This window comes from Curtobacterium sp. ZW137, from assembly GCF_003762905.1.
GTDB lineage: Bacteria > Actinomycetota > Actinomycetes > Actinomycetales > Microbacteriaceae > Curtobacterium.
This window is the reverse complement of sequence record NZ_RJKS01000002.1, coordinates 743,186-768,293: the sequence shown is the minus strand read 5'-3', so window position 1 is coordinate 768,293 and position 25,108 is coordinate 743,186. Positions and strand designations below refer to the sequence as shown.

23 protein-coding genes and 1 pseudogene are annotated in these 25,108 nt (G+C 71.0%); 20 read left to right on the top strand and 4 right to left on the bottom strand.

Annotation, left to right across the window (positions count from 1 at the left end; translation table 11 throughout):
- The first annotated feature begins 42 nt into the window (after positions 1-42).
- The 4 genes from EDF55_RS08820 to EDF55_RS08805 all read left to right on the top strand — a co-directional run bounded on the left by EDF55_RS08820 (position 43) and on the right by EDF55_RS08805 (position 6,275).
- Complete coding sequence (locus EDF55_RS08820; protein ID WP_185017259.1) at positions 43-2,745, top strand: glycoside hydrolase family 2 protein; 2,703 nt, start codon at positions 43-45, stop codon at positions 2,743-2,745.
- 111 nt (positions 2,746-2,856) lie between these two features.
- A complete protein-coding gene (locus EDF55_RS08815) occupies positions 2,857-4,341 on the top strand; it encodes a sugar transferase (RefSeq protein WP_123654549.1) in 1,485 nt (494 codons plus the stop codon).
- A gap of 146 nt (positions 4,342-4,487) precedes the next feature.
- Positions 4,488-4,775: a twin-arginine translocase TatA/TatE family subunit gene (tatA, locus tag EDF55_RS08810; RefSeq protein WP_395867408.1), complete on the top strand. Its 288-nt coding sequence runs from the start codon at positions 4,488-4,490 to the stop codon at positions 4,773-4,775.
- Positions 4,776-4,877: 102 nt separating this feature from the next.
- On the top strand, positions 4,878-6,275 hold the full coding sequence (locus EDF55_RS08805) for an MFS transporter (protein ID WP_123654548.1): 1,398 nt from the start codon (positions 4,878-4,880) through the stop codon (positions 6,273-6,275).
- Between the two features lie 84 nt (positions 6,276-6,359).
- Here the strand turns inward: EDF55_RS08805 and EDF55_RS19230 are convergent.
- Together EDF55_RS19230 and EDF55_RS08795 are read right to left on the bottom strand one after the other, a co-directional pair.
- Positions 6,360-6,605: pseudogene (locus EDF55_RS19230) on the bottom strand (hypothetical protein); the annotation flags it as partial.
- 59 nt (positions 6,606-6,664) lie between these two features.
- Complete coding sequence (locus tag EDF55_RS08795) at positions 6,665-7,477, bottom strand: heparan-alpha-glucosaminide N-acetyltransferase domain-containing protein (RefSeq protein ID WP_123654544.1); 813 nt, start codon at positions 7,475-7,477, stop codon at positions 6,665-6,667.
- Between the two features lie 117 nt (positions 7,478-7,594).
- On the opposite strand from EDF55_RS08795, the gene EDF55_RS08790 reads away from it, so the two are divergent.
- From EDF55_RS08790 to EDF55_RS08750, 10 genes are read left to right on the top strand one after another with little or no spacing between them, the layout of a single operon-like run.
- A complete protein-coding gene (locus EDF55_RS08790; RefSeq protein WP_123654542.1) occupies positions 7,595-9,763 on the top strand; it encodes an ATP-dependent Clp protease ATP-binding subunit in 2,169 nt (722 codons plus the stop codon).
- 10 nt (positions 9,764-9,773) lie between these two features.
- Positions 9,774-10,328, top strand: coding sequence for a DUF2231 domain-containing protein (locus EDF55_RS08785; RefSeq protein ID WP_185017257.1), 555 nt, complete (start codon positions 9,774-9,776; stop codon positions 10,326-10,328).
- A gap of 49 nt (positions 10,329-10,377) precedes the next feature.
- Entirely contained in the window at positions 10,378-10,500 is a 123-nt protein-coding gene (locus EDF55_RS19085) for a hypothetical protein (protein ID WP_260233355.1), read from the top strand.
- Between the two features lie 22 nt (positions 10,501-10,522).
- Entirely contained in the window at positions 10,523-11,176 is a 654-nt protein-coding gene (locus EDF55_RS08780) for a response regulator transcription factor (protein WP_123654538.1), read from the top strand.
- A 5-nt stretch (positions 11,177-11,181) separates the two neighbouring features.
- Positions 11,182-12,297, top strand: a complete 1,116-nt coding sequence (locus EDF55_RS08775; protein WP_123654536.1) for a HAMP domain-containing sensor histidine kinase — start codon at positions 11,182-11,184, stop codon at positions 12,295-12,297.
- 47 nt (positions 12,298-12,344) lie between these two features.
- On the top strand, positions 12,345-12,854 hold the full coding sequence (locus EDF55_RS08770) for a hypothetical protein (protein ID WP_123654534.1): 510 nt from the start codon (positions 12,345-12,347) through the stop codon (positions 12,852-12,854).
- A 26-nt stretch (positions 12,855-12,880) separates the two neighbouring features.
- Complete coding sequence (locus tag EDF55_RS08765; protein ID WP_123654532.1) at positions 12,881-13,375, top strand: hypothetical protein; 495 nt, start codon at positions 12,881-12,883, stop codon at positions 13,373-13,375.
- Positions 13,372-14,421: a peptidoglycan-binding protein gene (locus EDF55_RS08760; protein ID WP_123654530.1), complete on the top strand. Its 1,050-nt coding sequence runs from the start codon at positions 13,372-13,374 to the stop codon at positions 14,419-14,421. Before EDF55_RS08765 ends, EDF55_RS08760 begins: the two co-directional genes overlap by 4 nt.
- Positions 14,418-15,155 (top strand): ABC transporter ATP-binding protein, encoded by a 738-nt coding sequence (locus EDF55_RS08755; RefSeq protein ID WP_123654529.1) that lies wholly within the window; start codon positions 14,418-14,420, stop codon positions 15,153-15,155. Before EDF55_RS08760 ends, EDF55_RS08755 begins: the two co-directional genes overlap by 4 nt.
- Positions 15,152-16,339, top strand: coding sequence for an ABC transporter permease (locus EDF55_RS08750; RefSeq protein WP_123654528.1), 1,188 nt, complete (start codon positions 15,152-15,154; stop codon positions 16,337-16,339). The genes EDF55_RS08755 and EDF55_RS08750 overlap by 4 nt, the downstream gene beginning before the upstream one ends.
- A gap of 89 nt (positions 16,340-16,428) precedes the next feature.
- On the opposite strand, the gene EDF55_RS08745 is transcribed toward EDF55_RS08750, so the two are convergent.
- On the bottom strand, positions 16,429-16,689 hold the full coding sequence (locus EDF55_RS08745) for a hypothetical protein (protein ID WP_123654526.1): 261 nt from the start codon (positions 16,687-16,689) through the stop codon (positions 16,429-16,431).
- The gene (locus EDF55_RS08740) at positions 16,686-17,351 is read right to left on the bottom strand and encodes a GDSL-type esterase/lipase family protein (RefSeq protein ID WP_123654524.1); all 666 of its coding nucleotides are present in this window, start codon (positions 17,349-17,351) and stop codon (positions 16,686-16,688) included. The genes EDF55_RS08745 and EDF55_RS08740 overlap by 4 nt, the downstream gene beginning before the upstream one ends.
- A gap of 306 nt (positions 17,352-17,657) precedes the next feature.
- Between EDF55_RS08740 and EDF55_RS08735 the strand changes: the two genes are divergently transcribed.
- The 6 genes from EDF55_RS08735 (at position 17,658) to EDF55_RS08710 (ending at position 25,032) form a co-directional block, all read left to right on the top strand.
- On the top strand, positions 17,658-18,983 hold the full coding sequence (locus EDF55_RS08735; protein WP_221180734.1) for a sugar ABC transporter substrate-binding protein: 1,326 nt from the start codon (positions 17,658-17,660) through the stop codon (positions 18,981-18,983).
- Between the two features lie 3 nt (positions 18,984-18,986).
- Positions 18,987-20,024, top strand: a complete 1,038-nt coding sequence (locus EDF55_RS08730; RefSeq protein WP_123654521.1) for a carbohydrate ABC transporter permease — start codon at positions 18,987-18,989, stop codon at positions 20,022-20,024.
- Positions 20,021-20,905, top strand: a complete 885-nt coding sequence (locus EDF55_RS08725) for a carbohydrate ABC transporter permease (protein WP_221180733.1) — start codon at positions 20,021-20,023, stop codon at positions 20,903-20,905. The genes EDF55_RS08730 and EDF55_RS08725 overlap by 4 nt, the downstream gene beginning before the upstream one ends.
- 196 nt (positions 20,906-21,101) lie before the next feature.
- Positions 21,102-21,890, top strand: coding sequence for a DeoR/GlpR family DNA-binding transcription regulator (locus EDF55_RS08720; RefSeq protein ID WP_123654519.1), 789 nt, complete (start codon positions 21,102-21,104; stop codon positions 21,888-21,890).
- Positions 21,887-22,927: a 1-phosphofructokinase family hexose kinase gene (locus EDF55_RS08715; RefSeq protein ID WP_123654517.1), complete on the top strand. Its 1,041-nt coding sequence runs from the start codon at positions 21,887-21,889 to the stop codon at positions 22,925-22,927. The genes EDF55_RS08720 and EDF55_RS08715 overlap by 4 nt, the downstream gene beginning before the upstream one ends.
- Entirely contained in the window at positions 22,924-25,032 is a 2,109-nt protein-coding gene (locus tag EDF55_RS08710) for a fructose-specific PTS transporter subunit EIIC (protein WP_123654515.1), read from the top strand. The genes EDF55_RS08715 and EDF55_RS08710 overlap by 4 nt, the downstream gene beginning before the upstream one ends.
- The last annotated feature ends 76 nt before the right edge of the window (positions 25,033-25,108 follow it).

Below are 25,108 nucleotides of genomic sequence, written 5' to 3'. Positions count from 1 at the left end.
GCGGCTGACCGCACCAGCGGCCCGCTGAAGAGAAGGACCGCAATGACCCTCGACCGCGAGGAACTCCGCGACCGCTGGACCGTGTCCATGGTGCGCGAGAACGCGCCGGCCGGCGCACCGGCCGGAGCTGCCGCCGGGATCCCCGCGACCGTCCCCGGCCAGGTCCACACCGACCTGCAGCGCGAGGGACTCCTGCCGGACCCGACCCTCGACCGCAACGAGGACGCCGCGAAGTGGGTGGGCCGTTCCGACTGGACCTACCGCCGCTCGGTGGACGTGGACCCGCGCGGCCACGAGCGCGTCGACCTGGTCTGCGACGGCCTCGACACCGTCACCGAACTGACCCTCGACGGCGTGCAGATCGGCGCGACGCGGAACATGCACCGCCGCTACCGCTTCGACCTCCGCGACGTGACGGACGGCAGCAACGCGCGGACGGAGCGCGACCTGGAGATCCTCTTCGAGTCCCCGTACCGCGAGGCCGGCCGCGTCGCCGCCCGGGCCGGCGCGATGCCGGGCCCGTACGACGAGCCGTTCCCGTACGTGCGGAAGATGGCGTCGAACTTCGGCTGGGACTGGGGGCTGACCGCCGTCACGAGCGGTCCGTGGCGTCCCGTCGCGATCGAGCGCTGGTCCACCGCGCGGCTGCGCGACGTCCGCCCGCTCGTGGACGTCGAGGCCGGCGAGGGCGTCCTCGACGCGCACATCGCGTTCGAGCGCTCCGGCATGAACGACCTCGACCAGGACGGCGAGGACGACGACCTCGTGCTCGTCGTGACGGTCGCGGGGGAGACCGCCGACGGCACGAAGACCCGGCAGCGTTCGCGGGCGCAGGTGACCCCGAAGGAGAACGAGACCGTCGTCACGGTCCGGATCCCGGAGGCCCGGCTCTGGTGGCCGCGCGGGTACGGCGAGCAGCCCCTCTACGACGTGTTCGTCGAGCTGCAGACGGTCGAGGGCGAGGTCCTCGACCGGCACACCTTCCGCACCGGTTTCCGGTCGACCCGGGTGGACACCGCGGTCGACGACATCGGCCGCCCGTTCAACATCCACGTCAACGGCACGCTCATCGACGTGCGCGGCGTGAACTGGATCCCGGACGACGTCATCGTGTCCCGGGTGGACCGGTCGCGCTACGAGGACCGGCTCACGGCTGCCGCGTCGCTCAACACGAACCTCGTCCGCGTCTGGGGCGGCGGCGTGTACGAGTCGCACGACTTCTACGAGGTCTGCGACGAGCTCGGGCTGCTCGTCTGGCAGGACTTCCCGTTCGCCTGCTCGGCCTACCCCGAGGACGAACCGCTCCGCAGCGAGGTCGTCGCCGAGGCGCGTGACAACGTCGCCCGGCTGTCCCGGCACCCGTCCCTGGTGCTGTGGAACGGGAACAACGAGAACATCTGGCTCCACGACGCCGACGGCTGGGGCGAGGCGCTCGGCGACCGAGGCTGGGGTCTCGACTACTACCTCGACCTGCTGCCGACGATCGTCGACGCGGTCGACCCGTCGCGCTTCTACACGGTCGCATCGCCGTGGTCCGGCTCGGAGTCGCTGTTCGCGAACGACGTCGACCACGAGACGCACCACTCGTGGGACGTCTGGAACCGCGAGTCCGACGACCACTACCGCGACTCCGTGCCGCGCTTCGTCTCCGAGTTCGGCTGGCAGGCGCCGCCGGCCTGGCGCACGCTGCGTGACGCCGTGTCGGACGAACCGATGACGCCGACCTCGCCGGGCGTCGTGCACCACCAGAAGGCCGCCTCCGGCATGGCGAAGCTCGCGAACGGCTTGGCGCCCCGCTTCGGCACCGGCTGGGACACCGACTTCGACCGCTGGCACTACCTCACGCAGTTGCAGCAGGCGCGTGCGATCGCGACCGGCGTGGAGCACTGGCGGACGCACTGGCCGCGGAACACCGGGGTCGTCGTCTGGCAGCTCAACGACCTGTGGCCGGTCTCGTCGTGGTCGGCGATCGACTCCGCCGGGCGGCTGAAGCCGCTGGCGCACGAGCTGCGTCGGCTCTACGACGACGTGCTGCTCACGATCCGGCCGGCGTCCGACGTGACGGTCGCGGTGGGTGGTCCGGTCGCGGACACGGCAGGGCGGCCGGGAGGCTCGGAGCAGGTGACCGCGTCCCTTCCCGTCCCCGACATGGCCGGGTCCGGTGCCGCGGGTCCTGCCGCGGGTTCGGCCGCTGGGGACACCGCGGTCATCGAGACGTCCGGTGCGTCGCCGATCGAGGTCGCGGTGCGGTCGACGCGTCGCGGGCTGGACAGCGTGGTGCGGATCCGCCGGATCGACATGTCCGGGCGCACGCTCGCCGAGGTCGGGCTCCCCGTGCACCTCGACGGTGCCGGGGTCGCGGTGGTGGCGCTGCCGTCGTCGGTCGGCGTCGTGGCCGACCCGACGGCCGAACTCGTCGTCGCCGACATGGACTGGCGTCGCGCCGTCTGGACACCGGCGCCGGACAAGGACATGCGATGGGAGCCGGCGCACTACCGGGCGGCGTTCTCGCCGGCGGCGGACGGCGACGGCCTGGACCTGGTCGTCGAGGCCGAGTCGCTCGTGCGGGACCTCCTGCTGCAGCCGGACCGGGTCCGGCCCGAGGGCACGGTCGACCGCGGCTTCATGACGCTGCTGCCGGGGGAGCGGGTGGCCTACCGGCTGCGCGGGGTCACCGAGGCCGACGTCCCGCAGCTCACCGGCACCGCGGTGCTCTGGAGTCTGGACCGCGTCCTCGACCGTTGATATACAACATACAATTTGATATATTGGGGAGACGCCGACCTGTGTCGTGACCCGTGATGACCCGGCGTCCGGTGCGACTCTGTCGCGCCGGTGGCCAGCAGGAGGTCTCCGTTGTCACTCGCGCTCCACCCCACCCCGTCGCCCGCTCCGTCACCCGCCCCCGCGTCCGCCCGTGCCGGGGGTGCTCAACTCCGAGGCAGTCGCGCGCTCGGTGTCGCCGCGCTCGACCTCGGACTGCTGCTCGCTGCGTTCGGCGGCGCGCACCTGCTGCGCTTCCCCTGGGACGCGGCGACCGGCATCGCAGGGGAAGGCTGGCTCGAGGTCGTCGTCGCTCCGGCGATCATCGTCCTCTGGATGCTGCTGCTCTCCACGTTCCGCACCCGTGACCCACGCATCGCCGGGGTCGGCGGCGACGAGTACCGCCGGCTCCTCACCGCGAGCCTCCTGACCGGGGCGCTGGTCGCCGTGGTCGCGTACGCCCTCCAGGTGGACATCGCCCGCGGGTACGTCGCGATCGCCCTTCCGCTCGGCGTCCTGCTGCTCGCGCTCGGTCGGAAGAGCACCCGGGCCGCGCTCGCACGCCGCCGGGCATCCGGCGAGCAACTCATGGACGTGCTGCTCGTCGGCGACGCCGAGGACGCCCGCTACGTCGGGCGCCGCATCGCCGCCAGCCCGGGGGCCGGCTACCGGGTGCGCGCGGTCGTCACCGACTGTCTGCCGGTCGGGACCGAGATCGAGCTCGGGGACGCCGTCGTCCCGGTCCTCGGTGGTGTCGGCGGGGTGCTGGCCCTGGCCGAGGCCACCGGCGTCCCGGCGGTCGTCATCGCCGGGGCGGTGCCGGGCGGCCACGAGCGACTCCGTCGACTCGGATGGCAGCTCGAGGACCGGGGTGTGGAGCTGGTCGTGTCCTCGCCGCTCGCCGACATCGCAGCGGGCCGGGTGCACGAGCGCCCGGTCGACGGGCTCCCGCTCATGCACGTCGAGACGCCCGAGTACCGGCGTCGCTTCGGCAAGCGGTTCGTCGACGTCGCCGGAGCGGGCCTCGGGCTGGTGCTGCTCGCCCCGGTGATGGCCGCCGTCGCACTGCTGATCCGGCTCGACGACGGTGGACCGGTGCTCTTCCGGCAGACGCGCGTCGGGCGAGGGGGCGTGGACTTCTCGATCCTGAAGTTCCGGACGATGTGCGTCGACGCCGAGGGTCGGATGGCCGCCCTGCAGTCGCAGAACGAGGGCGCCGGCCCGCTGTTCAAGATGCAGGACGACCCACGCGTCACCCGGGCCGGGGCGTTCCTCCGCAGGACGTCGCTCGACGAGCTGCCGCAGCTCTGGAACGTCCTGGTCGGGTCGATGAGCCTCGTCGGACCCCGCCCGGCGCTGCGCCGTGAGGTCGCCCTCTACGAGGACTTCGCCGACCGACGGCTGCTCGTGACCCCCGGGATCACCGGCCTGTGGCAGATCAGTGGCCGCTCGGACCTGGACTGGGCCGACGGTGTCCGGCTCGACCTGCACTACGTCGAGAACTGGTCCTTCGTGCACGACGTCGTGATCCTCGCCAGGACGATTCCCTCGGTGCTGCGATCGCGCGGGGCGTACTGAGGGTGAATTCCTGTGCGAACGGTGTCCGTTCAGGAGTGCGGCCTGGGCATCCCGGCCCGCGGGAGTTACGATGGGACGAACTCGGCTTCCGCCGGGCGGATCGATGACGACCCGCTGACGGCGACCACTTCCAGAACCAAGGAGTCATGATGCTCGGAAACCTCACCGGTGTGCACCTGCTGATCATCCTCGGCATCGTCGTGCTGCTGTTCGGTGCGACCAAGCTCCCGGCCCTCGCGAAGGGGCTCGGCCAGTCGATCAACATCTTCAAGAAGGAGATGGACATCGACGACAAGAAGGCCAAGGGCACCGACACCACGGTCCAGAACACCGCCGCTCCGGCAGCCCCCGCCGAGCCGGTCGTGAACCAGGCCCCCGTCGTGAACCCGGGCCCGTCGGTTCAGCCGAACGCCACCACCGACCACCGGAACTGATCCGGTCCCGCCCCGTCACCGAGCCTTCGGGCTCGAAGCCCCCGTGATCCCACACGGGGGCTTCGTCGTGTGCGCAGCGCCCGGAACGCGCATGATGAGCGCATGACTGCTCCCGTCCACACCGCACCGCTCCGTGACGACCGGCGTGTGGTGCTCGTCGTCGCGATCCTGGCGTCGTTCGTGGTCGGCCTCGACTCGAGTGTCGTGAACGTCGCGCTCCCCGCTATCCGGCAGGAGCTCGGCGGCGGGCTCGTCGTGCAGCAGTGGACCGTCGACGCGTACCTCGTGACGCTCGGTTCGTTGATCCTCGTCGCGGGTTCGCTGTCCGACCTGTACGGCCGCGTCCGGATCATCCAGTGGGGCCTCGTGGTGTTCGGGATCGCCTCGATCGTGTGTGCGATCGCACCGAACGGCGAGGTCCTCATCGGCGCCCGGGCGCTGCAGGGCGTCGGCGGTGCCCTCGTCACCCCGAGTTCGCTGGCGCTGATCATCGCGGCGTACCGGGGAGCGGCCCAGTCGAAGGCGATCGGCTCGTGGACGGCGTGGTCGAGCGCGGCGATCATCGTCGGACCGGTGATCGGCGGCCTGATCGTGGACGGCATCGGGTGGCGCTGGATCTTCGTGCTCACCGCGATCCCCATCGCCGTGACGATCCCGCTGGTCCGGCGCATCTCCGGGGACGTCGTCGCCGGGGACCACCCCCGAGTGGACGTCGTCGGGGCGGTGCTCGCGGTGGTCGGGGTCGGCGGCGTGGTGCTGGGGCTCATCGAGCAGGAGCGGCTCGGGTGGGGCTCGCCCGTGGTCGTCGTGGCGCTCGTCCTCGGCGCCGTGGCGCTCGCCGCCTTCGTGCCGTGGGAGCTCCGCGTGACGCGGACGACCGGCGCCCCGCTGGTGCCCCTCGGACTGTTCCGTGCCCGGAACTTCGCGGTCGGCAACATCGCCACGCTCTCGATCTACGGCGCGCTCGGGATGGTCGGATTCGTCGTGACGCTCTTCCTGCAGGAGGTCTGGGGCTTCCCGGCCTGGCTCGCCGGTCTCGCGACGCTGCCGCCGACCGTGGTGCTCCTGCTGCTCTCCACCACCGTCGGCGGCTTCGCCGGGCGGTACGGGCCGCGGTGGTTCATGGCGGCCGGGCCCGCGATCGCCGCGATCGGTGCGCTGCTGATGGTGACCGTGGGGAGCCAGCCGGACGGGTACTGGCCCGCGGTGTTCCCGGGGCTGGTCCTCGTCGGCCTCGGGATCACCCTGATGGTCACACCGCTGACGAGCGCGGTGCTCGGATCGGTCCCGCAGACCGAGGCGGGCGTCGGGTCAGCGGTGAACAACGCGATCGCCCGGATCGCCAGTCTCGTGATGGTCGCGCTCGCCGGCGTGGTGCTCGGTGGCGAGATGAGCGTCGCGGGTCTGCACCGCGCGGTGGTCGTGATGGCGCTGTTGCTGGTCGCCGGGGCCGTCGTCAGTGCGATCGGCATCCGGAACCCGGACCGGCCGCGGCCCTGACGGCGCTGGGTCGTCGAACCGCCGCGATGCCCACCGTGTGAGTCGTTCGAGCGGCCCGCTCCCGCGGAGCCGTCGCCAGAGGACCGCGAGCACAGTGCTGGCGAGGGCCAGCACGAGGAACGGAACCCACCCGCCGAGCGGGGGCGCCGGGTCACCGCCCGTCGGCCCGCCCGGTTCCGCGGCGCCGAGGGTCCCGAATGCCGTCCAGATCCGGAAGGCGACCACGTGGGCGCAGTACAGCGTGAGCGCGAGCGTGCCGACGGTGGCGATCGGGCCGAGGACGTGGCGTCGACGGCGGGTGAGCAGACAGCAGATCGCCAGCACTGCCATCGCGACGCCCAGTCCGCCGAGCAGCTCGGCGGTCGAGCCGGCGTGCGGGAAGAGCCCGGTCAGTCGCTCCCAGTCCAGGTGGACGCCCGCGGACCCGTCGGTCCGATGGGGGCGACCGAGCCGTCCGGGGGCACGGCGACGGAGGAGCCGCCTGCGGAGTCACCCCCGAGGTCGGCGGCGTTCACCGACGTCGACGGCGCCGGGGGCTCCAGCCCGAGGCCGAGGCACAGGAGGAACCCGCCGCCGTACCCGACGAGGGCGCACCCGGTGCCGGCGACGAGCAAGAGCGCGAGCGCACGGCCCCGCTCGAGGCCGGCCCGGCCCACCACGACCCCGGCGAGCACGATGCCCCACCAGGAGACCGCCGGGTACCCACGGACGAGGACGTCGCCGACGAATCCGGACCCCGGACCCGTGAGTGCCTCGCCGACGACGGCCACGACCGGCCCCACCACGAGCGAGGTGCCCGCCAGCAGGACGAGGGTGCGGAGCCGGGCCCGCAGGAACGGCACAGTGGCGACGAAGAGCACGGCGTAGGTGGGCAGGATGACGTTGATGGGTGTCTGCAGGACCATCAGCACCGCCCCGAGGGCGAAGACCGCGATGGCCCGGCCGGCCACACGTCGACGGTCCGTCACCCTCGCGAGCGGCCCGTCGACACGACCGGCGGTGGCGAGCACCAGGGAGACGCCCGCACAGAAGGCGAACAGGATCGACGAACGGCCGTGCACGAGCGCGGACCACGAGGCAGGGTCGGCCCAGGTGAAGGGCGTGGCAGCGGCACCGACGTGCGCGGCGAACATGCCGAGGACGGCGATTCCACGAGCGACGTCCAGCCCGTCGACCCGTGGACGAGTGTTGAGGTTCATCATGTGGAGAGCACACCGCTCCCGGTGTTTCGCGGACGTATCCCGGAATACGGCCCGCCGGGCGTAAGTTGAGTGCAGTAGACTCAAGTTCAGGACCAACGCAAGGAAAGGACAGAACGCATGGCGAACCTCCAGGGCGCTCCTGACTCTGCGGAGCAGCAGAAGACCGCCCTCGAGCAGTACGGCGTCGACCTCACGGCGATCGCCCGGAGCGGCAAGCTCGACCCCGTGATCGGCCGCGACGCCGAGATCCGGCGCGTCTCCCAGGTGCTGACGCGCCGCACCAAGAACAACCCCGTGCTCATCGGTGAGCCGGGCGTCGGCAAGACCGCCGTCGTCGAGGGACTCGCACAGCGCATCGTCGCGGGCGACGTCGCCGACTCGCTCAAGGACAAGCGCCTCGTGTCGCTGGACATCTCCGCGCTCATCGCAGGCGCCAAGTACCGCGGTGAGTTCGAAGAGCGGCTGAAGGCCGTGCTCAAGGAGATCAACGAGTCCGACGGCCAGGTGATCACCTTCATCGACGAGCTGCACACGCTGATGGGCGCGGGCGGCGGAGAAGGATCCGTCGCCGCCTCGAACATGCTCAAGCCGATGCTGGCGCGTGGCGAACTGCGACTCATCGGTGCGACGACGCTCGACGAGTACCGCGAGTACATCGAGAAGGACGCCGCACTCGAACGCCGCTTCCAGCAGGTCTACGTGGGGGAGCCCAGCGTCGAGGACTCGGTCGCGATCCTCCGCGGGCTCAAGGAGCGCTACGAGGCGCACCACAAGGTGACGATCAACGACTCCGCCCTCGTGGCCGCGGCGAGCCTGTCGAACCGGTACATCTCCGGGCGACAGCTGCCGGACAAGGCGATCGACCTCATCGACGAAGCAGCGTCCCGACTCCGCATGGAGATCGACTCCAGCCCCGTCGAGATCGACGAGCTGAAGCGGAACGTGGACCGGCTCCGGGTGGAGGAGTTCGCGCTGAAGCAGGAGAAGGACGACGCGTCCAAGGCGCGCCTCGAGATCCTGCGGAACGAGCTGCACACGCGCGAGGAACGGCTCGCCGAACTCGAGGCGCGGTGGCAGGCGGAGCGGGCGTCGCTGAACCGCATCGGTGAACTGAAGCAGCAGCTCGACGAGCTCAACATGCGCTCGCAGCGAGCCCAGCGCGAAGCCGACTTCGAGACGGTGTCGCGGCTGGAGTACGGCGAGAAGCCCCGGATCGAGGCCGAACTGGCCGCAGCGGAGCAGGCCGAGTCGGCCGACCGGATGGTCAACGACAGCGTCACCGACGAGGACATCGCCGCCGTGATCGCGCAGTGGACGGGCATCCCGATGGGGCGTCTGCTGCAGGGCGAGACCGAGAAGCTCCTGCACCTCGAGAGCGAACTCGGCCGCCGCATCATCGGGCAGCGCACCGCCGTGCAGGCCGTGTCCGAAGCCGTCCGCCGCACCCGCGCCGGCATCTCCGACCCGGACCGTCCGACCGGGTCCTTCCTGTTCCTCGGGCCGACCGGTGTCGGCAAGACCGAGCTCGCGAAGGCACTCGCCGAGTTCCTGTTCGACGACGAGAAGGCCCTCGTCCGCATCGACATGAGCGAGTACGGCGAGAAGCACTCGGTCGCACGGCTCATCGGTGCCCCGCCCGGGTACGTCGGGTACGAGGCCGGTGGCCAGCTCACCGAGGCCGTCCGGCGGCGCCCGTACTCCGTGATCCTGCTCGACGAGGTCGAGAAGGCGCACCCCGAGGTCTTCGACGTGCTGCTGCAGGTGCTCGATGACGGGCGGCTCACCGACGGGCAGGGCCGCACGGTCGACTTCCGGAACACGATCATGGTCCTCACGTCGAACCTCGGCTCGCAGTTCACGACGGACATGTCGCTGACCGAGGAGCAGCGCGAAGAGGCCGTGCGCGAACTCGTGCAGCAGGCGTTCCGCCCCGAGTTCATCAACCGGCTCGACGACATCGTGGTGTTCCAGGCGCTCACCTCGGAAGACCTCGGGCAGATCGTGTCGCTGTACGTCGACCGGCTCGCACGACGGCTCTCGGACCGCCGGCTCGAGCTCGCGGTCACCCCCGAAGCCCGGGGCTGGCTGGCCGAGCGCGGGTACGACCCGGTCTACGGCGCACGTCCGCTCCGCCGGCTCATGCAGCGCCAGATCGACGACCAGCTGGCGCGCGCGATCCTCGCCGGTGACGTCCGGGACGGCGACACCGTCCGGGTGGACGTCGCCGAGGATGGCAACGGGCTGGTCGTGGAACCCTTCGAACTCGCGGAGATCGTCGAGGAGTAGCGTCCAGCGCATGCCGGAGATCCCCGCGATCCGTCGCGTCACCGAGTCCATCGAGCACGCGAGCGTGCTCGACAAGGCCGTCGACATCGACCGCAAGGTCGTCGACGCCCTCGTCCGCCCCCGAGGCCTGCGGAAGCTGCTGCACGGCGTCCCCTTCGGGCACCCGCTGCACCCGCTGATGGTGCAGGTCCCGCTCGGCGCATGGATCTCCGCCGCCGTGCTCGACCTGCTCGGCGGGAAGGGCAACGCGAGGGCGGCGAAGACGCTGGTCGGCGTCGGGCTGGTCTCCTCGGGCAGCGCGACGGCCGCCGGGTACGCCGACTGGTCCGAGCTCGACCGCGAGCAGCTCCGGACCGGATGGGTGCACCAGGCGGTGAACTGGGTCGGCATCTCGCTGTACGGGCTGTCCTGGCTGCAGCGGAAGCACGGCAACCACGGCGCCGGCAAGCTGCTCGGGTTCGCCGGACTCGCGGTCGTCGGCGTCGGCGGCTACCTCGGAGGGCACCTGGCGTACCGGCAGCGAGCCGGGGTCAGCCGGTCCGGCGAGGTCCCGTTCGACGTCTGACGCCGTCCGCGTAACGCCAGCGAAACAGTCGGTTCGCGAAGCTCGGCGCATGGACCAGCTCACGATCGACACCGTCCCGTTCTCCTTCGTCCCCGGCGTCCGCTGCGTCGAGTTCGTGGTCCGGATCGATGAACAGGCCGGTGCCGTGCATGTCGATCCAGCCAACGCTTAGGAACATCACGTGCAATATACGAGTGCGCGTACTGGTGGTGGATGACGAGGTCCCGCTCGCGGACCTCGTCGCGAAGGGACTGACCCGGCAGGACATGGCGGTGGACGTCACCTACCGCGGCGACCACGCTGACGAGCTCCTCTCGGTGAACGACTACGACGTCGTCGTGCTCGACCGTGACATCCCCGGGATGCACGGCGACGAGGTCGCACGTCGACTCGCAGCACGGGGGAGCCTCACGCGGATCCTCATGCTCACCGCGGCCACTGCCCTGGCCGACCGGGTCAACGGACTCGAACTCGGGGCAGACGACTACCTCGCGAAGCCCTTCGAGTACCCCGAGCTCGTCGCACGGGTCCGCGCCCTCGGACGGCGCACCGTCGCTCCGGTCGCGCCGGTGCTGTCGCGGGTCGGGCTCGTCGTCGACACGAACCGCCGCATGGTCACCCGGGACGGTCGGCTGCTCGACCTCACCTCGAAGGAGCTCGGGGTCCTCGAGACCCTGCTGCGCGCGGACGGTCGCATCGTCTCGGCCGAGGAGCTGCTCGAGAAGGTCTGGGACATGAACATCGACCCGTTCACCGCGGCGGTCCGGGTGACGATGTCGAAGCTCCGCAAGAAGCTCGGCGAACCGGACCCGATCAGGACGGTGCCGGGCAGGGGCTACGCCCTGTGAGACGCATGTGGAGCATCCGTGCCCGCACCGCCCTCGTCTTCGCGCTCGCCGCCATGGCCCTTGCGACCGGGGTCGTGGTGTTCACGAACGTGATGTCCCTCGCGGGAGTGGGCGCCGTCTCCTCCGTGGCGGTGGAGCGCGAGGAATCCGAAGGGTCCGGACCCACGACGTCGGCGACGGAAGGCACGACCGCCGCGACCGTGGTGAGCGTCGTGGCCGTTCGGCAGTGGCGATGGTCCGCGGTCGGGGTCACCGGCGCGGGCGTCCTCGCCGGTGGGCTCGGGTGGCTCGTCAGCCGGCGGATGCTCCGCCCCATCGACAGGATCACGGCGACCGCGAACCGGATCACCGCGTCGAACCTGCACGAGCGCATCGACCTCGGTGGTCCGGACGACGAGCTCCGGCGCCTCTCGCGGACGGTCGACGATCTCCTCGACCGCATGGAGACCGCGTTCGAGAGCCAGCGGCGTTTCGTCGCCCAGGCCTCGCACGAACTCCGGACCCCGCTCGCCGTTCAGCGAGCGGCGGTGCAGATCGGACTGCACGAGCATGCCGGCCCCGAGGAGCTGTGGGCCACGCGCGAGGAGCTCCTGGCACAGAACCGCCGAACGGAGCACCTCGTCGAGTCGCTGCTGGTCCTCGCGGAGGCGGACCGCGGACTGACCGACGCCGGATCGGCGATCGACCTCCGAGCGCTCGCCGACGAGGTGACCACCGCCCTCGCTGAGACCGGCCGGGAGCACGAGGTGACGCTGACCCACACCGCGCGATCCGAGCCTCCCGTCCGGTGTGTCACCGGTGAGCCGACGCTCGTCCGCCAGCTCCTCACCAATCTCGTCGGCAACGCCGTCGAGTACAACGAGCCCGGCGGGTTCGTCCTGGTCGTCACCGACGACCGCGGGTTCATGGTCGAGAACTCCGGGCCGGCAGTGCCCCGCGAGATCGCGCCGCTGCTGGTCGAACCGTTCCGTCGCTGCCCGAGTCGAGTCGGTTCGGGCCGGCACAGCGGCCTCGGCCTCTCGATCGTCGCCTCGATCGCGCAGGCGCACGGGTGGCAACTCGCGATCGCCGCTCGCGACGACGGCGGGCTGCGCGTGCGGGTCGACGTTTCGCCGCTGTAACGCGGCGGGTACACGGGCCGAAACAGCCTCTCCGGTGTGCTGGTCACATGAAGCACACACCATGGAGCCACCGCACCGCACTGGTCGCGGCCGCACTCGTCATCTGCACCCTGCCCTTCACCGTCGCGGCGTGCTCGACGTCCACCGGGACCGACACCGTCGCCGACGCGAGCGCCGGCATCGGGGCCAAGTGGGGCTCCTGCATGCGCGACGCCGGGTTCGACGTCAAGGACCCGAGTGACGCCGCGGCCGAGTCCGGCATGATGCAGGCGCCGTCCGGCGCCGACGGCGACGAGTTCACGGAGGCCGGTGCCACGTGCAGGAAGCAGGCCGGAATCGCCGGGCACAGCAAGGCGGACATGCAGAAGTGGGAGCGCGAGTCCGCCGAGGTCGCCAGCTGCCTCCGCGAGAACGGCTACGCGGACTTCCCCGAGCAGAAGCCGGGCGTGATCGACCTGAACGGCTACGCCCGCGCTCAGGAGCCGGCGTTCCAGGAGGTCATGCAGGAGTGCACGGACGAGTTCGCACCCGACACCCAGACCCAGGACCTCGGCTGATGCCGGAACCACGCAAGGAGATCACCATGCAGAAGACCACGAAACTCACCACCATCGTCGCAGCGGCATTGCTGCTTCCCGGACTCCTCGCGGCGTGCTCGAGCGGATCGCCGACGAGCGACGAGACGTCCCCCGGTGCGAAGAGTGCGAACGCAGCGGAGTGCATGCGGGGAAAAGGCTACGACATGGCGGACCCGGACACGTCGAAAGGCGTGGACATGCAGGTTCCCGAGGGCGTCGACAAAGACCAGTGGGTGCAGGATCTCGGAGCCTGCCTCGGCGCCGAGAGCGGCGCCGAGAGCGGCGCGGGGCAGGCAGGGGAGGCCAAGGAGGCGCCCGGCACGGAGAAGCAGATGCGCAAGATGGCAGAGTGCATCCGCGACAACGGGTTCGAAGACTACCCGGACGACCCTGCCGCGATGGCGAAGTTCACGCCCGATGACGAATCGACGTTCGACGACGTCGCCCACAAGTGCGGCACCGAGGCGTTCGGCGACGGTGGAGTGGCGGAACAGCGGTGAACACCAGGACGCGGAAGCGCGCCACCGTCGCCGGCGTCTGCCTCGTCGCGGTGATCGCGGCCGGGACGGGGACGTGGGCGATCGTCGATCTGCCGTCGAGTCCTCCTGCCGCCGCTGACGACGGGACGAAGGAGCGCCGCCCCACCACCCCGGTCGTCAAGGGCGACCTGACGGACTCGAAGGTCTTCGCCGGAACGCTCGGCTACGGTGCCCCGGTCGGTGTTCCGGGAGCGGCGGCCGGGACGCTCACCTGGCTGCCGAAGCCGGGCACCGTCATCCACCGCGACGAGACCCTCTACGCGGTCGACGAGCGCGCAGTGCGCAGCATGCACGGCACGGTCCCGCTCTGGCGGGAACTGCAGCGTGGGAGGAAGGGCACCGACGTGCGGCAGCTCAACGACAACCTGGCAGCACTCGGCTACGACGTCGCTCAGGACGACACGTTCGGTCCCCGGACGCAGCGCGCCGTGCGGCAGTGGCAGAAGGACCGTGGCCAGAAGGTGACCGGGGTGCTCACCGCGAACGACGTCGTGTTCGTCGACGGCGACGTCCGCGTCGCGTCCGTCACCGGGAAACTCGGTCAGCCGGCGGGCGGCGACGTGGTCACGGTCACGAGCACGAAGCGCATCGTGACCGCGACGGTCTCCCAGCGTGACGCCGAACGGCTCGCGGTCGGGACGAAGGTCGACGTGCGGATCAACGGGACCGGCGACCCGATGACCGGGGAGGTCACGGACGTCCAGCCGAGTGCCGGGGAGGACTCCGGCTCGAAGGTGGACGTCCAGGTGTCGTTCGAGCCGGGCGACCGGCAGCTCCCGGCGGCAGCGTCGGCGCAGATCGACGCGAAGGGAACCACCGAACGCGACGTGCTCTCGGTGCCGGTCTCGGCCCTGGTCGCCCGGGGCGACGGGCGGTACGCCGTCGACGTGGTCCGGAAGGACGGCACGAGCGATCGGGTCGCCGTCGACCCGGGGTTCATCGCCGACGGTCGGGTCGCGATCACCGGCGAGATCGCCGAAGGCGACCGCGTCGTGGTGCCGGGATGACCGGCGCAGCGGTCCTCGCGCTCCGGGAAGTCACCAAGACCTACGGGGACGTCGGCGCCCTCCGCGGCGTCTCACTCGACGTCGCCGCCGGCGAGCTCGTGGCGGTCGTCGGGCCCTCGGGATCCGGGAAGTCCACGATGCTCAACATCGTCGGCACCCTGGACCGCCCGACCTCGGGCACGGTGACGATCGCCGGCAACGACGTCGCGACGATGTCCGACGACGCGCTCTCGCTCCTCCGCGCGGACCACATCGGGTTCGTGTTCCAGCACTTCCACCTGCAGGCCGGCGCGACCGCGGCGGAGAACGTCGCCGACGGGCTCCTGTACACCGCGACCGGGCGGCAGGAGCGCCATCGACGTGCGGTCGATGCGCTCGGCACGGTCGGACTCGCACACCGTGTGGACCACCGCCCGAACCAGCTCTCCGGCGGTGAGAAGCAGCGGGTGGCGATCGCGAGGGCACTCGTCGGGGATCCGACGATCCTCCTCGCGGACGAACCCACCGGAGCGCTCGACACGGCGTCCGGGACCGCGATCCTCGAGTTGCTCCGCGCGCTGAACGCTGCCGGCACGACGGTGCTGGTGATCACCCACGACCTCGAGCTCGCCGCCTCCCTCCCGCGCCAGGTCCGGATGCGCGACGGCCGGGTGGAACAGGACTCCGGACCGGACGCCGACGGCGCTCCGGCCGACGCGGCGGCCCTCGCGACCGCGATCCGGGGCGGACGATGAGCCGCCGGTCCGGAGTCAGCGGCGCGGACCTCCTCCGGCTCGGGGTCTTCGGCCTCCGGACCCGCCCTGGCCGCGTCGTGCTCTCCGCCCTCGGCATCGCGATCGGCATCGCGGCGATGATCGCGGTGGTCGGCATCTCGTCCTCGAGCAAGGCCAAGCTCGACCAGGTCCTCGACGCGCTCGGCACCAACGTGCTCACCGCGACCCAGGCCCAGGGGTTCGGCGAGGTCCCGCCCCTTCCTCCGTCGGCACTCGAGTCCGCCCTGCGGCAGGACGAGGTGCAGTCGGCAGCGGCCGTCGGTACGGTCGAGGACACCGCCGTCTACCGGAACCCCTTCATCCCCGCTCCGGAGACGAAGGGCATCGGAGTCTCGGCCGCGTGGGGCGACGTCCCGGAGGTGCTCGGTGGAGCCGTGGCGTCCGGCAGGTGGATCGACTCGTCCGCGGACGCGCCGGCGCAGGTCGTCCTCGGTGCCGATGCCGCGGCGGCGCTCGGGATCGACCGGGTGCGCGACGACACCCGCGTGTGGATCGGCGGCCGGTGGGTGCAGGTCGTCGGCATCCTCGAGCGGCTCGAACTCGCGGACGACCTCGACAACCAGGTGTTCGTCCCGCGTTCCCTCGCGTCGGACCTCGGGTTCGACGGGTCGCCGACCGCGGTCTACACGCGGGTCGACCCTGAACGGGTCGCGCAGGCCCGCGACGTCCTCGCCGGAGCCATCCGGTCCGACGCGCCGCAGGACGTCGGAGTCACACGGCCGTCCGAGGCGCTCGCCGCGAAGAACGCGACGGACGACTCGTTCACGGGGCTGCTGGTGGGCATCGGCGGTGTCGCGCTGCTGGTCGGCGGGATCGGGGTCGCGAACACGATGGTGATCACGGTGCTCGAGCGGCGCGCCGAGGTCGGTGTCCGGCGAGCGCTGGGTGCCCGACGACGCAACATCCGGGACCAGTTCCTCGTCGAGTCGCTGCTGCTCTCGTTCCTCGGCGGTGTCGCCGGGGTGGTGATCGGTGTCGGGGTGACGATGGTCTTCGCGATCGGCCAGGGGTGGCCGGTGACGATCCCCGCCTGGGCGGTCGCGGGCGGACTCGGCGCGACGGTCGTCATCGGTGGGGTGTCCGGGTTGTACCCGGCGGCGCGCGCAGCGCGCATCCCGCCGACCAGCGCGCTGGCTGCGGTCTAGGGACCACGGCTCTGGACCCGGACGGGAGGCCCGGTGCCGGTCTGCGGGACCGGCACCGGGCCTCCCGTCGGTGCGTCCGGTGCCGCGGTTCAGCCGGCCAGCACCGCGTCCGCGACCAGGTCCGCCATGCCGGCGTGGCCACGCAGGGTCGGGTGGACGAGGGTGTCGGTGCCGTCGGCGGAGCGCAGGCCCTCGATCCAGCGCGATGCCGGGTCCGCGCAGACGTCGTTGCCGGTGCTCGCCGCCGTGGGGTCGACGTGGGTGATGCCGTGCGCGATGCTCTGCGCGGCGATGCCGAGGTTCAGGCGGTCTTCGGCGAGCTTGAAGAACGGCAGGTCGGACCGGGTCACGAAGGAGAACTGCGTCGGTTCCTTCCACGTGCACGTCGACGGGTCCGCGGGCGCCAACTGCGGGTACCCGACGGTGACGATGCGGGCGTTCGGTGCGGCGTCGTGGACGGCTTCGAGCATGGTGCCGTACTCGGTGAGGACCTGCTGCATCCGCTGTTCCAGCTCGTCCCCGAGTCGACCGCCGGCGACGTCCGCGCCGTACGAGGTCGTGCACGGGGTGCCGGCTTCTCGGAGACGGCGATGCCGAGCGCGAGGCACTTCGTGAGGACCGGGCCGAAGCCGAACGAGTTCCCGCCGAGACCGATCGTCACGACCTCGGTCCGGTCCGACAGCGCTTCGATCTGCGGTGCAACGGGATCGGTGCCCGCGGGTGGGACCTGGCTCTCCCAGACGTTCCTCGTCTCGGCGCCGACGCACGAGACGTTGCGGAGGACGAGGTCCGGCCGGGCCGCGGCGTGCGCGAGCACCGGGTACGAGCCGTTCGTGCGGAGGCACCCGTCGCGCGGCTCGAGCTGGTCGCCGGCGAAGTAGCCAGCGGTGTAGGAGTCACCGAGGACGGCCCATTCGCCGTCCGGTGCGTCCGCGGCGGCGGCCCCGGGCACGGCGCCCACGGCGATGAGCGCTGCGGTCGTGGTGGTGAGGGCGAGCAGGATCTTGCGCATCACGTCTCCTTCTCCCCGTCGCGTCGGTGCGACGAGTGGTTGCGAGCATGCAATACCCAGAACATCAGCATGTCAACGAGCTATGGACGAAGCGGGATGGCGGTCGTCAGGGGTCGGTGATGATGCCTGGTCATGACCAGTTCGTCAAGAGATGTTCCCGATCCGTTCGGCATCCGTGATCCCCCGGAAACACGCGGATCGAATGTCTCCACAGGGACCGATCCAACGGTTGACAAGGGGCGCTCGAAGGTCTTCTATTGCGAATACGCAACGTCCTTTCATAAAGGTCGGACCAAGGGAGTCAACGTGACACGCACGCGATTCGCCGCACTCGGTGCGCTCGGCCTGGCAGCCGCGCTCGCCCTCACCGGGTGCTCCGCCGGAAGCAACGCCGCTTCCGACAGCGGGACGAAGTCCATCGGCACACCCGATGGCAAGGGCAAGACCATCACCGTCTGGATGATGAACGGCGACCTCAGCGACAAGGTGCTCAGCGCCGCCGAGCAGCAGTTCACGAAGGCCACCGGCGCGAAGGTGAAGGTGCAGCTCCAGCAGTGGGACGGCATCACCACGAAGCTGACCACGGCACTCGCGCAGAAGGACGCCCCGGACGTGGTGGACCTCGGCAACACGCAGGTCCCCGTGTACGCGGCGACCGGCGGGCTGATGGACCTCACCCCCTACGAGAAGGAACTCAAGGGCGGTCAGACCTGGCTCTCCGGGCTCGAGGGACCGGCCACCGTCGACAGCAAGCTCTACGGTGCGCCGCTGTTCGCCGGCAACCGCGCCGTCGTCTACAACAAGAAGGTGTGGGCGGACGCCGGTGTCACCACGGCGCCCACCACCTACGAAGAACTCACCGCGGACCTCGACAAGGTCAAGGCGAAGAACACGGCGAGCGACTTCTCCGCGTTCTACATGCCCGGCCAGTACTGGTACGGCGGACTGCAGTGGGTGTGGGACGCCGGCGGCCAGATCGCGACGGAGAAGGGCGGCAAGTGGACCGGCACGCTCGACTCCGCGGACGCCGTGAAGGGCCTCACCGCCTGGAAGGACTTCCAGAACGCGTACTCGGCGAAGTCGACGCAGGACATCAACACCGACAAGCCGTCGCAGAGCGACGTCTTCGCCCAGGGGAACACCTCGGCGTTCCTCGGATCCGCGTGGGAGATCGGCTCGGTCACCACGGCCAAGCCGGAGCTCAAGGACCAGATCGGCACCTTCCCGATGCCGTCCGCATCGGGCAGCGGCACGCAGCCGGTGTTCCTCGGCGGCTCGGACCTCGGCATCCCGGCGAAGGCGGCGAACCAGGACCTCGCGCTGTACTACCTGAAGATCCTGACCTCGAAGAAGTTCCAGCAGGACCAGGTGTTCGGCGTGGACGGCTGGGAGCCGAACTCGACCCAGCTGCTGAAGTCCGTCGCCGGTGACGTCGACGAGCTGCACAAGCCGTACTTCGAGGCCGCATCGACCAGCCGTCCGACCCCGGCAACCCCGGGCTGGGCGACCATCGAGGGCGACGCGAGCTTCCAGTCGATGTTCGCGGACGTCGCGACGGGCCGGAAGTCGCCGAAGGAGTCCGCCACGGACTTCTCGAAGCACCTCACCTCGGCGCTCAACGCGAGTCTGTAGTCGATGGCGTCCACCGCTGACACGGCGACCGGTTCGGCTGCGGCCGGGCCGGTCGCCGGCGCGGGGCAGCCACCCGTGGCCGGCCGGGTCCCCGGACCCGGCCGCCCCGGGCGGTCCGGACGACCGCCCCGCCCGCGTCGACGTCCCGTCGGAGCATCGCGTGCACCGCTCGTGCTGCTCGCCCCGGCCGCCGTCATCCTGCTCGCGCTCGTCGTCTACCCGCTCGTCCGGCTCGTCGTCATCTCGTTCCAGGAGTACGGCCTCCGGGCGATCTTCACCGGGCAGGCCGGGTTCGCGGGGTTCACGAACTACACGAACGTCCTGACCGACGCCAGCTTCTGGCCGGTCATCCTGCGCACGATCGTCGTCACCGCGTCGATGGTGCTCGGCACCCTGGTGATCGGCATGGCCGTGTCGCAGCTGCTCACGCGGCTCGGAGTCGTGATGCGCACCGTCGTCAGTGTCGTGCTCGTGCTCGCCTGGGCGATGCCGAACGTGGCGTCCAGCCTGGTCTGGCAGTGGCTGTTCCAGCCGTTCTACGGCGTGCTGAACTGGCTGATCACCTCGGTGCGGGTGTTCGGCAACCACACGCAGGACAACTGGGCGTCGCACCCGGGGCAGGCGTACACGATCGTGCTGACGCTGGTGATCTGGCAGGCGGTGCCCTTCGTCGCACTGACGCTCTACGCGGCGCAGTCGCAGATCGCGCCCGAGTACTACGAGGCCGGGGCGCTCGACGGGGCCTCCACGTGGGCGATGTACCGATCGATCACGCTGCCGGCGCTCGCACCGACGCTCCTCCTCGTGACGATCCTCTCGGTGATCTGGGACTTCAACGTCTTCAACCAGATCTGGCTCCTCACCAGGGGCGGCCCCGAGGACGCCACCCTGACGCTCGGCATCTGGACCTTCGTCAAGTCGTTCGTCTCGAACGCCTACGGGCAGGGTGCGGCGATCGCGGTCATCTCGACGGCGATCCTCGGCGTGCTCACCAGCTACTACATCCGCCGGCTCATCCGGAGCGGGGAGGAAGACCTGTGACGACTCCGACTGTGCGGACCCCGGCACCGGCTCCGGTACCGGGTCCGGTGCGTGCTCGCAAGCGCAAGCCGCGCGTGCTCGCCAACACCCTGGCGGTGCTGTTCTGCCTGGTGTGGGTGTTCCCGATCTACTGGATGGTGAACACCGCGTTCAAGCCCGCGGACGAGGTCACCACGATGACCCCGATATGGTTCCCGCTCCACCCCACGATCGAGAACTTCACCCGGGCGCTCACGCAGAACGACTTCCTGGTCTACCTGCGGAACTCCGCGATCGTCGTCGTGGCAGCCGTGGTGCTGTCGATCGTCGTCGGGTTCCTGGCGTCGGCCGCGCTCTCGCGGTTCCGGTTCAAGGGACGACGGGCGATCCTCGTCGCGATCCTGTTCGTGCAGATGATCCCGTCGGGTGCGCTGCTCATCCCGCTGTTCCTGTCGTTCCAGTCGCTCGGGCTGCTGAACAGCTACATCGGGTTGATCCTGGCGTACGTCGCGAGTGTCCTGCCGTTCTCCATCTGGGTCATGCGCGGGTTCTTCGTCGCGGTGCCGATCGAGATCGAGGAAGCGGCGAAGACCGACGGGGCGGGGACCTTCCGCATCCTGTGGAGCGTGCTGTTCCCGCTCGTGATGCCCGGGGTGATCGCCACGAGCGTCTTCGCGTTCATCGCCGCGTGGAACGACTACCTCACCGCGTACGTGATGCTCAAGGACCAGGGGATGTACACGCTGCCGGTGTGGCTCGCCGGGTTCTCGACGAACAAGGGGACCGACTTCGGCGGGCTGATGGCGGCGAGTGTGCTGTTCAGTCTGCCGGTGGTCGTCTTCTTCCTGATCGTCCAGCGCCGCCTGGTGTCCGGCATGACCGCCGGCGCCGTCAAGGGCTAGCCCCGCCCGCGCCCCCCCCGCACCCCTCTCACACTCCCGCCGAGATCGCACTTGGTGTCGCCTGCCTTCGGGGAGGACCGACACGAAGTGCGATCTCGGCGTCTTCGGTTGTGTTGGTTCCGCGGCGAAACGGTTGCGATTGTGTGGGATCGCGGCGTATCGTTCTCGAAACCAACGGGAACGAAGGATTTCGGGCATGTACGCAACGGAGCGCCACGACGCCATCGCCGCACAGCTGCACAGCGCCGGTCGGGTCTCCGTCGCCGACCTCGCCGAGCACTTCGACGTCACCACCGAGACCGTCCGCCGTGACCTCGACCAGCTCGAGTCCGCCGGGGTCCTCCGCCGGGTGCACGGGGGAGCGGTCCCCGTCGGTCGCTCCAGCGTCGTCGAGCTCAGCGTCGCCGAGCGCGAGGGACAGCACGGCACCGCCAAGTCCGCGATCGCCCGAGCCGCGATGCGCCTGGTCCCGCCGACCTTCACCGGGTCGATCGCCCTCGACGCCGGCACCACCTGCGCCGCCGTGGCCACCGAGCTCGCCGCGTGGGAGCCCGCGGAGCCGGGCGCGACGATCACCGTCGTCACGAACTCCGTCCCGATCGCCGCGACCCTGCAGCACAGCGCGCACGTCGAACTGCACCTGCTCGGCGGACGCGTCCGCGGGGTCACGAGCGCCGCGGTCGGCACCGCAACCGTCGAGCAGATCGGCGCGCTCCGCCCGGACATCGCCTTCATCGGGACGAACGGTCTCTCCGCCGGCTTCGGCCTGAGCACCCCGGACGAGTACGAGGCCGCGGTCAAGGGCGCGTACGTCCTCGCCGCTCGCCGCAGCGTGGTGCTCGCGGACGCCGCCAAGCACGGCGTCGAGGCCCTGATGCGCTTCGCCCGGCTCGACGAGGTCGACACGATCGTCACCGACCAGGAGCCACCGGCCGACCTCGCCGAGGCGCTCGCCGAAGCCGACGTCGAGGTGGTCGTCGCATGAGCGGGCGCATCGTCACCGTCACCCCGAACCCGTCCCTCGACCGCACCATCGAGCTCGCCGGCGAACTGCAGCGCGGCTCGGTCCAGCGCGCCACCCGGTCCACGGCGGAGCCCGGTGGCAAGGGCGTCAACGTCTCACGCGTCGTCGTCGCCAGCGGCGGGGACACCGTCGCGGTCCTGCCCGGGGACGAACTCGACCCGGTGCTGCTCGGCCTCGCGGCTCGTGGCATCCCGACCGCCGCGCTGCCGATCGGCGCCCCGCTCCGCTCGAACGTCACCGTGACCGAGCCGACCGGCACCACCACGAAGCTCAACGAACCGGGCCCGTCGCTCGCCGGACGCCTGGAGGACCTCGCCGCCCTCGTCGCCGACACCGCCGACGTCACGCCCACCGGGCCGCGCGCCCGATGGGTCGTCCTCGCCGGCTCCTTGCCGCCGGGCCTGCCGGACGATGCGCTCGCCGTCCTGGTCCGGGCCGTCCGTGCCCGTCACGGCGCGGACGTGCGGATCGCGGTCGACTCCTCTGGCGTGCCCTTCACGGCGCTGCTGCAGTCCGGAGCGCACCTCGATCTGGTGAAGCCGAACGCCGAGGAGCTCGCCGAGATCGTCGGCGGGGACCCGGACGAGTACGAGCGCGACCACGAACTCGCGGCGGCGGCGGCCGAACGGCTCCGTGACCGCGGTGTCGAGACCGTCCTGCTCACCCTCGGCAGTGCCGGCGCGATCCTGATCGGCCCCGAGGGGTCGTTCTTCGCCGCCGCACCGCGCATCACGGCCCGGTCGACGGTCGGCGCGGGGGACTCCTCCCTCGCCGGCTACCTGCTCGCCGAGGTCGCCGGACGCTCACCCGAGGAACGGCTCGCACAGGCCGTCGCCACCGGAGCCGCCGCGGCCGCACTGCCCGGCAGCGACGTCCCGGCCCTCGACCACACCGACCCGGACGCGGTCACCGTCGTCCGCCTCACCACCGACGAACCCGTCACCGCCACGACCCCCACACCTGAACCCACTGCGTCACTGCAAAGGAGCACACCATGACCGCTGAGCGCACCACGAGTCCGGGACTCATCAGCGTCCCCCTCGTCGGCCTCGACGAGGACCTCGGCGCCACGTCCGCCGACGTGATCCGCGTCCTCGCCGACCGCGTCGCCGCCAGCGGCCGCGCCGCATCGGGCGAGACCCTCGCCGCCGACGCCATCAAGCGCGAGGCGTCGGTCGGCACCGGCGTCCCCGGTGGCATCGCCATCCCGCACGCCCGCTCGGCATCCGTCACGGAGCCCACGCTGGCGATGTCGCGGCTGGCCCGGAAGGTGCCGTTCGGCGCCCCGGACGGCGACGCCGACCTCGTCTTCATGATCGCCGTGCCCGAAGGCGCGGACAAGGACCACCTCACGGTCCTCTCCACCCTCGCCCGTGCGCTCATCCGCGACGACTTCACCGCCGCGCTCCGTGCCGCGACCACCCAGCAGGAGATCGTCGACCTGGTCGACCGCGAGGTGACCGGCGAGGTCGCCGACGCCGGTGTGACGGGCGCACCCCGAGCCTCCACCGCGGTGCCCGGACCGGCGGACCCCGCCGCGGACGGCGGTCGCAAGGTCATCGTCGGCGTGACCGCCTGCCCGACCGGCATCGCCCACACCTACATGGCGGCCGACGCGCTCGTCGCCGCCGCCCAGCGGGCCGGCGCCGAGATGCACGTCGAGACGCAGGGGTCCTCGCAGGTCGAACCCCTCGACCCCGCGCTCATCGCCCGCGCCGACGCCGTGGTCTTCGCGGTGGACGTCGACGTCCGCGACCGCTCCCGCTTCGCCGGCAAGCCGCTGGTGTCCGGCCCGGTCAAGCGCGGCGTCGACGAACCCGACGCGATGATCGCCGAGGCGCTCCGAGCCGCCGACGACCCGCACGCCGCCCGCGTCTCCGGCGCCGTCGGCGACGCGTCCAGCAGCACCGCCAAGGACGAGCACTTCGGCCAGTCGCTCAAGCGCTGGCTGCTCACCGGCGTCAGCTACATGATCCCGTTCGTCGCCGGCGGTGGCCTGCTCATCGCGCTCGGCTTCCTGCTCGCCGGGTACGGCATCGCGCTCGCGCACGGTGACTCCGGCCAGAACAACGCCGTCTACACGCTGACGAACTACACGCTGCTGCACCTGCCGCCCCAGGGTCTGGCGTACTACCTCGGTGCCGCCGCGTTCCAGATCGGCGGCGTCTCCCTCGGCTTCCTGGTCGCGGCGCTCGCCGGGTACATCGCCTACGCGATGGCCGACCGTCCAGGTATCGCACCGGGCTTCGTCGCCGGGTCGATCGCCGTCTTCATGAACGCCGGGTTCCTCGGCGGTCTGGTCGGTGGCCTCATCGCCGGTGCCGCCGCGTACTGGATCGGTCGCATCCCGGTCTGGCGCTGGCTGCGGGGCCTGATGCCCGTCGTGATCATCCCGCTGTTCGCGTCGATCATCGCGTCCGGGCTGCTGCTGCTCGTCCTCGGCGGACCCATCGCCTGGGTGATGACCGAGCTCACCGCGTGGCTGAACTCGCTGTCCGGCGCGTCGGCAGTCCTCCTCGGCATCATCCTCGGCCTGATGATGGCGTTCGACCTCGGCGGACCCGTGAACAAGGTGGCGTACGCGTTCGCCGTCGCCGGGCTCGGAGCCGGGACCGCGACGAACGTGGTGCCGTTCGAGATCATGGCGGCCGTGATGGCTGCGGGCATGGTCCCGCCGCTGGCCCTGGCGCTCGCATCGACCCTGCTCTACCGCAAGGGGTTCACCAAGCCCGAGCGCGAGAACGGCAAGGCCGCGTGGCTGCTCGGCGCGTCCTTCATCTCCGAGGGGGCGATCCCCTTCGCCGCCGCCGACCCGCTCCGCGTGATCCCGGCATCGATGGTCGGGGCCGCGGTCACGGGTGCGATCTCGATGGCGGCCGGGGTGACCTCGCGGGCGCCGCACGGTGGGATCTTCGTGTTCTTCGCGATCGGGGACGTCGGGATGTTCATCGTCGCGATCCTGTCCGGCACCGTGGTCTCCGCGCTGGTGCTCGTCGGGCTGAAGAAGTGGGTGCGCCGCGCGCCGGCCGCCGATGCGGCTCGGGCGGAGGAGGCGGCACTCGCCGGCGACGCCGTCGACCAGCGCACGCCGGTGGCCGCATAGCGCGATCGCGGCTGGGGCCGCGTCGGGGCGCCGCTGCTTCGTCGAGACGCCGCCGTGTGCGCGAGACGCCGCCGGA